Origin of the sequence: Syntrophothermus sp. (genome assembly GCF_013314835.1) — a bacterium.
In the GTDB taxonomy this organism is placed as follows: Bacteria; Bacillota; Syntrophomonadia; order Syntrophomonadales; family Syntrophothermaceae; genus Syntrophothermus; species Syntrophothermus lipocalidus.
In genome coordinates this window covers 1-8141 of record NZ_JABUEX010000078.1, presented here as the reverse complement: position 1 = coordinate 8141, position 8141 = coordinate 1, and the positions used below count along the sequence as shown (strand labels likewise).

Here is an 8141-nt window from a genome sequence, read left to right as displayed (position 1 = left end):
CCAGATTGTTTTCTTTGATAAATTCCCGAAGGTGCTTCCTAAAAAGTTTTTCGTCCATTTTCCTTACCCCCTTGGTAAAAGTTTACCTTTTTCCCAAAGGGGTTTACACAGTTAATTGTACAGTCCCGTGCAGAACATAAAAGCGACGACGGCAGATTCCGTTTCGTAACCCTGCTCTGCTCCTCGTCAAAGCTGTTTTAATTCGCGTCAACGTCTTAAAAACAAAAGTTATCTGCGTGAATCAGCGTCAAAATTATATCTGTGTTCATCAGTGTTTATCTTGTGTGCATCTGTGGCTGTGGCTCTATTTTACGTAATTCAGCGGCTCCCCCGAAAGAAGCTTGACAGCTGCCCGGGCGCAGGCTCCACAAGCCAGGAAAAACTCGGGGTCACTTTCCATGTCCCTTCCCATCGTGCTCACCTTCAACCCGAACCTGGAAACAGCTTCTTTCACCACGCTCCCGTCTTCCAACGCGAACCGGTGCCGCTCTCGCAGTTTCTCTCTGTCTATGACGCTCAGTATTTCCCCCATTTTGGCCTGGTCCAGTACCGGCAGAGGGACCAGGCATTCCACCCTGCACACTCGGGAGAGAACAGTTAAGGTATGGTGGCTTACGCCGCGATGACGGGCCCGGGGATCGGCAAAACCTATCCTGGGTATGGCCACCGGTATCCCCCCCAGGGTGGCAACCGCATTCAGAATCTCGCCTTGTTCTATACCCGTATATCCCCATTTTGTTCCCGTCCCAACTATTCCGGGTCCCATAGATACTACTATGACATCGGCCCCCAACACCCACCGTGCCGCCAACAAACCGGAATAGTAGTTAACAGCCTCCAAGTCGCCGCCAAAGGCGTGACCGCAGGTCACCGTCCCGTCCAATAGTCCTTTTTCTTTCAGCTCGGCCACGCTCCGGCTGAATACGAGAGGCAGGCTAGCCCCGTCCGTCATAATATAGGCTACCTTCAAGTCCGCGGTAGCCTTGAGGACCGCACAAACCGGTGCCAAAGCCGAATGAAGAGTACCCACCAGCACCGGACATCCTTCCAGACTGTCGGCTCTGGCCATGATATCGCGGTAGGGACTGTCTTCTTCTTCCACCGCCAAAACTTTCACCTGCAAAGGGGTGTAACGAAGTTTCATAATGTGTCCTTTTCCTGTCAACTCTTTCTCCCCGCCAGCCAAAGAAGCCATGACAAAATGAACTCCGCCGCTTCCCAAGCCCAAACTCACTGCGGTCGTGTTCAACAATACTTCGTCTCCTATTGTCACCTCACCGATCAGGTCGTCGTAACTGACGGCCGGCTCTTTTCGCCCCTCGACCATGACCACAAGTTCGGTAATACCTCTCCTCTTACCTGTGACTTCTGTAACCGTGCCCCTCTTAATCCGGATCAACCCGTCTCCCTGCTTCCCTTATAATCTCTACCACCAATCGGGCAGTATCTACCAGGTCCTCTATCCGTATATGTTCCTCGGCAGTGTGCACTGCCTCCATACCGATACCGAGGTTTACGCAGCGGATGCCGTGACCGTTAAAAATGCTGGCATCACTTCCTCCCCCGGTCTTTATCAAATTCGGTACCTTGCCCAGGTTCCGGGCTGCCTGCTTGGCCAATGCCACTACCGGCTCCTCCGGGTCGAGGTTCATTTCGGGATACAAGAGATTCACCCGAACCTCACTCCTGGCCCCGTACCTTCCGACCTCCTCTTGGAAATGCTTGACCATTTCCGCCGTAACCCGCTCCAGTTTCTCCGGTGAGAGGCTGCGCACTTCTCCTCCGATACAGCAGTAATCGGCAACGATGTTTCGGGCTTTGCCGCCCTCAACCGTGCCCAGATTACATGTGGTTTCTTCATCGATACGGCCGATCCTCATTCCCGCCAAAGCTTTGGCGGCAACGTGAATAGCGTTTATACCGTCTTCCGGATTGATACCGGCATGGGCTGCTTTACCGTAAACCCGGAATTCCAGCTCGTTTTGGCGCGGAGCCCGAATTACTATGGTTCCCGGTTCTCCCACGCTGTCCAGCACGTACGCTTGTCTAGCCTTGAGAACGGAGAAATCGAGGTGTTTTGAACCCATTAGTCCCCGCTCTTCAGAAACCGTGAATACGACCTCGATTGGAGGCCTGGCCAAGCCCTGTTCCTCAGCCACTCTCAGCCCTTCCAGAATAGCTGCAATGCCGGCTTTATCGTCTGCCCCCAAAACCGTGCCTTCTCTGGAGTATACGGCACCATCCCTGATGACCGGTTTTACTCCAACCCCCGGCTTAACCGTGTCCATGTGCGCGCAAAACAGTATAGCAGGCTTATTTGTCGTACCTTCTAAGCTTGCGATGAGATTACCCGAATCGCCCTCCGTCTCTTTTCCAGCCTTATCTTCAATCACCGTCAGCCCTAAATCCCCGAGCTTTTCCTTCAAAAGCTCCTTCAACCGTCCCTCGCGTCCCGACTCCGAATCTACCTGCACGAGCTCTAAAAACTCGGCCAGGATGCGTTCTTTATTCGCCACGCCGTTCACCACCCCTTCCCAGGTTGTCTAAATAGCGCAACAACGCACACCGTTCGATTATCTCCGTAAGAGAATACCGCTCCGTAAAAAGATGGGCTACAATAAGGAATCCTAAAAACCCTAGTCGGAAAGGCATATTCATCCTCATAGCGCACATCAGGCCCAGAGTAAACCCCAAAACGTTCGACCCAGAATCACCCATCATCGCCTTGGCCTTCAAGTCAAACGGAAAATAGGCGAGGACTGCGGCAAGTAGAGGTAAAAAAAGAAAAAGGTCGGATTTAGCTGCAAAAAATAAAATAACAAATAGGACCAGAAACCCCTTGATAGCCCGCCCTGGTCTTAGATCGAGAAGGTTAATAAGGTTAGTAAAAAGAGCCATTACCAAGGCGTTTACCAGTATATCCTGCCATGACTTAAAGAGTAGAGCAGATGCGTAAACTGCGATAATCCCGCCTCCGACCGCTTTCAGGCCGCCAGTGGTGAGCTCCCCGTGGAATAGTTTGCGTATGTGTCCCCGAAATCCCAAGGTATCGCGGGTACCTATTAAGTCATCTATGAACCCCAGAAGTGATATTCCGGTTACCGCAGCCAGGTATACGCCTGCCTCTCCTCCTGGATAGACGCCGAGAATACGTTCTACCATGAACACCACAAACAAGGTGGCCGGGAAAGAAACCCCGATCGCTATCGGAATCTCGATTCCCCGATAGTTCGGAGCAGTCACGCGGTGCCTGCTCATAAAGCGCAAAAGAAAAAACAATATCAATAACTCGGTCGCAAAAGCCGCCCCTGCCGCCAACCCTAGCGACGATGTAGCATTCAACAAGGCCCCCCCTTTGCCTCCTTAAGAATCACTTTCAGTACATCCCAAAACTGTCTGCCTCGGTGCACAAACCCTTTTACATCTCTCCCGGTTTCTGCATGGGTCATAGTGGTATCAACCTCTAGCAGCCTGTACCCCCGTGCCAAAGCGCGCAATGACATCCCCAGCTCCACTCCAAAACCAGGAGAAAAAGGCAACAAGTCCATAAGAACAGTCTTGCTCATAGCCCTCTGCCCGCTCAAGGGCTCTCGGGCCTCCATCCCCGCCCTCTTAAGCCCCCAGGCGGCCAATCCCTTTACTAACCCGAACCCGCCTTTTTTCTTAGGGGGTGGAAAACGAGCGATAGTTATATCTGCTTCACCCTCCAGTATCGGCTTGACCAATAGCTGGCCCTGCCTTGCCGAATCCCCGAGATCCGCATCCAGAAACAAGACGATGTCCCCTTTTATGTGTGGCACAGCCCGATTCAAGGCTTCCCCTTTGCCGCGGTTAGGCTTGAGTTCGATTACTTCTGCTCCTTCCCCCCTGGCTATCACCGCCGTTTTGTCTTGCGACCCGTCGTCCATTACCAATATCTGGTCAGCAAACCCGCTTTCCCTAACCGCCCGCACGGTACTCCCGATTCTCGTTTCTTCGTTGTATGCAGGTATTACAACCGTAACCGTTTTCATCGATTGCCTCCCGCGTATCCCGGCGGTAGAGACGGCATGAACTTCTTGGCAGTGGGCTTCACCCCATAGTCTCCAGATTCGCCTGCCATTGCCAGAACCAGCGACACCTGTCCCGGGATAAGGTCAATGTCATCCACGGTGGTAATCTTCTGGGCCTGGTAAACTTGCATATACGAGTACTTGACATCCGAAACTTCTACTCCTATAACCCTGACCCCCGCCGCTGACATTTGGTTAATCATGGGTACGTCTATAGTCTCAGGGAAATAATAATCGAGGCTGTTAGCCCCTCCCATCACGACTACCGCGTCCGGGAATATACTGTAATCCCCGTTAAATTTCACCAGGTCGTTCTGTTCCAACAGGCGCTTAATCTCTTGAACATCGTGGTTGAGTATAATATCCCCTATGGTTTTCCCGACCTGAATCCTCAACTCTTCCGGCGAAGTTTTGTCTTCAACTCCATAAGCAGCAGCCAGCTTCGAACGTAAAGAATCGCTGGAAAGGTTAATCCCCGGTAAGATCACCGTAGTCGAAACGATCCTAGCCCCGGCCAAGGACAGCGAGTTCAAAGCTCCCGAAGGAATATCAAGCCCCCCTGAAACCACTAAGGCCACTTTCATACCCGCCAGCCGGTTCTCCACGATAGAGGGAAGCAGCGCCTCGGTGAAGTCCTCGTAATGTCTGAGCAACCCGTTCATGAATTCGACGCGGGTTGTGAGGTCTTCTTCCTTTTGTCTCAGGACCTCAAATTGTTTCTCCAGTTGATCAATCATCTTTTTTTGCTGGTCATTCAAAACATCACTGCCAACCACGGTACTCCCAACAAGTATGCCAACTCCCAGCGCCAAAAAAACAGCTATCAACGTGGCTATGTGGTACCGTATGTCCATCATAAACAAACTTCACTCCTGATGCAGCATGTTTTGTAGGAGCTACAAATTAAACAGTAGCTTCAACTGCAGACTGATCAGCCTCAACAAAGGCTTGGTAGAAGGCGATACCCATATAAGGACTAAAATCGGTATAAAGGCAGCGACCAGTAATTGCAAAAGATATTTAACCCGAAGATGCTGGCGGTATAGCTGGCTCACGCCCTTGGCATCCACCAAAATGGAGCCCACCTTCAGCCGTACCAAAAAAGTGCTGGCCATCCCTTTTCGGCCTTTTTCTAAGAAATCCAGCATATTGGAATGAGTTCCGACCGCTACCAGAAGCTCAGCTCCGTTTTCATAGGCCAAAATCATGGCTACGTCTTCACTGGTTCCGGGCATGGGCAAGATTTTGGCTGGCAAATCCATCCCTTGCACCCTTTCCAAACCCGGAGCCCGGCCGTCAGGGTAAGCATGTACTATCAGTTCGGCTCCACACTTGAGGGCCTGATCCGATACGCTGTCCATATCCCCAACAATAATATCCGGTTTGTAACCTGATTCTAAAAGGGCGTCAGCTCCCCCATCCACCCCGATGAGAACCGGCTTTTCTTCCTCTATATAGGTGCTAATGGCTTTTAGATCTTCCTTATAGTTCTTGCCTCTCACTACTATCAAAACGTGCCTGCCTTTGATCCTGGTTCTTAACTGGGGCAAGGTCACGTTGTTGAGCAAGATACCTTTTTCCTTCTTTGCATACTCAAGGGTGTTTTCCACAAACCGATCCAGTTCTTCGGTCAAATTGTGCCTGGCTTCTTTGAGTTTTTCTTCCACGTCCTTTATGCCGAGAACCTTACCCTTACAAATAAAGCGCCGGTTGCAGTAAATCTCTCCGTCCCGTATCTCTACAGTAGCCCCTTCCTTAACTTCTTCAAAGACTCGAGGCCCTACGCCGTCGATGACCGGAATACCGGCTTTGAGTATATTTAAAACCCCGTTGGTCGGGTATTTCCCGGTGATTGAGAGGTCAGCATTCACCACCGCCTGGGGATGAGCTTCTATGAGGCTTGCAGCCGCCACCTCATCTATGTCATCGTGATCAATGACCGCGATTTCATTCCTCCGCAGGCGCTTCACCAGGTTCTTGGTCCTTTTATCTAAACGCGCTTTCCCTTTCAAGTGCAAACTATCACCTTCCACTTCGCCTGTACTGTAGCCAGGCTGGTCCTCGCTTCTCGAATCCTTTGCCTAAATCATAGCACCTTATCCCCCGCCTGTCCAAATCCGACCCCTTTAAGGTAAAGAGCGTTCTCCAGTAGGCTTGCTAAAAACACGACCGACAACCTCATCCCTTCGGTATGTTTTGGCAATCCAAGTAAGGCTCACTGTTACTCGATTCGTTGCCTACTCAATTCCTCCTTGGCCTTTACCAGGGAAACAATAACCCGGTTGACCGGGGTATCGATGCCGAGCTTCATTCCCAACTCCACTACCGCCCCGTTGAGAGCATCGATTTCAGTCTTCCGTCCCCGCTGTATGTCCTGCAACATAGAAGCATGATGCTGAGCAGTCGAAGGCACCATTTGCCCGTAAAAAGCCTGACGATAGGCACCCGCATCAGCCCACAAAGTCGTTTCCCCAGAAGCCTCCAGAACAGCGAAAATCTCGTCTATCATGGCGTCCATCAATCCGGCAGTGTACTTGTTTTCTGCCAGCTTGCCATAAGGAACTTCGAGGATAGCTCCCAAGGAGTTCAAGGCCGAATTGTAGATTATCTTCCCCCATACGTATTTCATGACCTCGTTCGAAGCCCGCGTGGGGATACCGCAGGTCGAAAACCGCTCTGCTATTTCAGCTAAAACTTCTTCACTGATCAGATTCTGAGGTGAACCGATAACCACGTCGTCCGCAATTACGGTAACTTTGGCCTTCCCCGGTTCTAATGTTTCTGATCCAAATATCACCCGGGCTACGATGAGCTGTTCGGGAGGAAGAAAAGCGGAAGCAGCCTCGTAGTTCCCGTATCCGTTCTGGGCCAGTACGACGTACGTGCCCGCCCCGGCCAGGCCAACCAGCTTTGACGCAGCCTCAGCCGTATCGAAAGACTTGACGGTTAGAACTATCAAGTCGAAACTCCTCGCCTGAACCTCATCTACCGTACTCGCCACTTCGTCTAGAAAGGCCGTGTGCTCACCCCAAATCCCGGTGATTCCGAGCCCTTGTGTTTTAACCCGCGACACCACAGGTTCCCGGTCAATCCCAACTACGAAATGACCGGCATTCTTTAGAAGACAAGCGTAAACTGTCCCCAAAGCCCCTAATCCGAAGACTAAAATCCTCATGATACCACCTCTAGCTGTTTCTTTCTCGACAGTAGCTAATATTTAACAACGCTTAAAATAATATAAACCAGAGTCTCCATAAGTGCAACAATCAACCAGGGGGACGGTTCCTGCGGTTTATTTTCGAAAATAAACCGCAGGAACCGTCCCCCTGGTTTACCCTCCTTTACTTCAGCTCACCTTAGTTTCCAGTCTCAACCGATCGGCGATGATGGCGATAAACTCGGAGTTAGTCGGTTTACCACGATCTCCGTTAACTGTGTATCCGAAAAGCTTGTTCAGCTTTTCTATGTCCCCCCGGTCCCAAGCTAACTCGATGGCATGGCGTATAGCCCTCTCTACCCTGCTAGGGGTAGTCCCGTACTTCATCGCGATTGCCGGATAAAGCTCCTTAGTTATAGCTCCCAGGTAACTGATCTCATCCACTACCAATATTATCGCGTCCCGCAAGTATTGGTAACCTTTGACGTGCGCCGGAACCCCTATCTCGTGAATGATACGGGTGATTTCGATCTCCAAATCTCTTTTGGTTACGGGTACCGGCTTGGGAACAGAATCTGATCTGTTCCTCGCCACCTGCCTTACCCGTTCCCCCAACACCTGGAGGTTGAACGGCTTAAGTATGTAGTAGTCGGCACCCAACTGTACTGCTCTTTGAGTTATGTTTTCCTGTCCAAAAGCGGTGAGAATAATGACCTTCGGTCGCTGCCGCCCTTTGAAATCCCTCATCTTTTCTAGGACCCCAATCCCGTCCATGTGAGGCATGATGAGATCCAAAAGTAGAACATCAACCGGCTTCTGTTCTAAGACCTCCAAGACTTCCAGGCCATTCGAACAGACATCCACCACATTAAAATCGGAAACGCTTGTAAAAAAATCTTTTAGTATGCCACAGAATTCTTTGTTGTCGTCGG

At 51.0% G+C, this 8141-nt stretch carries 8 protein-coding genes; all 8 read right to left on the bottom strand.

Translation table 11 applies throughout. The annotated features are described in order from the left end of the window. Nucleotides 1–304: 304 nt before the first annotated feature. Nucleotides 305–1399, bottom strand: coding sequence for a DUF3866 family protein (locus HPY90_RS14080; RefSeq protein WP_287195422.1), 1095 nt, complete (start codon nucleotides 1397–1399; stop codon nucleotides 305–307). Then, nucleotides 1386–2516, bottom strand: coding sequence for a M20/M25/M40 family metallo-hydrolase (locus HPY90_RS14075; protein ID WP_013174633.1), 1131 nt, complete (start codon nucleotides 2514–2516; stop codon nucleotides 1386–1388). Before HPY90_RS14075 ends, HPY90_RS14080 begins: the two co-directional genes overlap by 14 nt. Further along, nucleotides 2506–3342, bottom strand: a complete 837-nt coding sequence (locus HPY90_RS14070; RefSeq protein ID WP_287195420.1) for an MraY family glycosyltransferase — start codon at nucleotides 3340–3342, stop codon at nucleotides 2506–2508. The genes HPY90_RS14075 and HPY90_RS14070 overlap by 11 nt, the downstream gene beginning before the upstream one ends. Continuing rightward, nucleotides 3339–4013: a glycosyltransferase family 2 protein gene (locus tag HPY90_RS14065; protein ID WP_287195418.1), complete on the bottom strand. Its 675-nt coding sequence runs from the start codon at nucleotides 4011–4013 to the stop codon at nucleotides 3339–3341. Before HPY90_RS14065 ends, HPY90_RS14070 begins: the two co-directional genes overlap by 4 nt. Next, nucleotides 4010–4909, bottom strand: coding sequence for a copper transporter (locus tag HPY90_RS14060; RefSeq protein ID WP_287195416.1), 900 nt, complete (start codon nucleotides 4907–4909; stop codon nucleotides 4010–4012). Before HPY90_RS14060 ends, HPY90_RS14065 begins: the two co-directional genes overlap by 4 nt. 39 nt (nucleotides 4910–4948) lie before the next feature. Further along, nucleotides 4949–6070 (bottom strand): putative cytokinetic ring protein SteA, encoded by a 1122-nt coding sequence (steA, locus tag HPY90_RS14055; protein ID WP_013174629.1) that lies wholly within the window; start codon nucleotides 6068–6070, stop codon nucleotides 4949–4951. A gap of 203 nt (nucleotides 6071–6273) precedes the next feature. Continuing rightward, complete coding sequence (locus tag HPY90_RS14050; RefSeq protein ID WP_287195415.1) at nucleotides 6274–7227, bottom strand: ketopantoate reductase family protein; 954 nt, start codon at nucleotides 7225–7227, stop codon at nucleotides 6274–6276. 171 nt (nucleotides 7228–7398) lie between these two features. Beyond that, nucleotides 7399–8141, bottom strand: a 743-nt coding sequence (gene spo0A, locus HPY90_RS14045) for a sporulation transcription factor Spo0A (RefSeq protein WP_287195413.1), incomplete at its 5' end; no start/stop codon positions are given.

Excerpts from the sequence above, each read along its gene's own strand:
- HPY90_RS14065 (WP_287195418.1), bottom strand. The coding sequence starts at position 4,013 with ATGAAAACGGTTACGGTTGTAATACCTGCATACAACGAAGAAACGAGA.
- HPY90_RS14050 (WP_287195415.1), bottom strand. The coding sequence starts at position 7,227 with ATGAGGATTTTAGTCTTCGGATTAGGGGCTTTGGGGACAGTTTACGCT.
- HPY90_RS14060 (WP_287195416.1), bottom strand. The coding sequence starts at position 4,909 with ATGATGGACATACGGTACCACATAGCCACGTTGATAGCTGTTTTTTTG.